The organism is Pseudomonas sp. EA_65y_Pfl1_P113 (assembly GCF_963970525.1).
In the GTDB taxonomy this organism is placed as follows: Bacteria; Pseudomonadota; Gammaproteobacteria; order Pseudomonadales; family Pseudomonadaceae; genus Aquipseudomonas; species Aquipseudomonas tritici.
The window spans coordinates 1-673 of the sequence record NZ_CAXAQM010000187.1 but is presented as its reverse complement, the minus strand read 5'-3'; the positions used below and the strand labels follow the sequence as shown (position 1 = coordinate 673).

The following is a 673-nucleotide window of genomic DNA, read 5'->3' as shown; positions in this document are numbered from 1 at the left end:
CGGCACCAATAACGAGTTCGGCTTCGATTATCTGCGCGACAACATGAAATACGATCGCGAATCGATGGTGCAGCGCCCGTTCGCGATGGCGATCGTCGACGAAGTCGATTCGGTGCTGATCGACGAAGCGCGTACCCCGCTGATCATCTCGGGCCCAACCGACGACAAGTCTGACCTGTACCGCTCGGTCGATCTGGTCGTGAAGCAGCTTTCGCCCGAGGATTATGAGAAGGACGAAAAGCAGAAGTCGATCATCCTGACCGAGGACGGCACCGAGAAGGTCGAGCGGATGCTCGAGGATGCCGGGTTGCTCGAAGGCGCAAACCTCTATGATTTCGAGAACACGCAGGTGGTGCATCACACCAACCAGGCGCTGCGCGCGAACATGATGTTCAAGGCCGACACCGATTATATCGTCAAGGACGGCAAGGTCGTCATCATCGACGAATTCACCGGTCGTATGATGGATGGCCGCCGCTGGTCGGACGGCCTGCATCAGGCGATTGAGGCCAAGGAAGGCGTCGAGATCGAGCCCGAGAACCAGACGATGGCCTCGATCACTTTCCAGAACTATTTCCGCATTTACCCCAAGCTCGCCGGCATGACCGGCACGGCGGCGACCGAGGCGGCGGAATTTTACGACATCTACAAAATGAACGTCGTCACCATCCCG

General features: G+C 57.8%; 1 pseudogene. It reads left to right on the top strand.

Annotation, left to right across the window (positions count from 1 at the left end):
• Nucleotides 1-673: pseudogene (locus AACY52_RS29045) on the top strand (preprotein translocase subunit SecA); the annotation flags it as partial.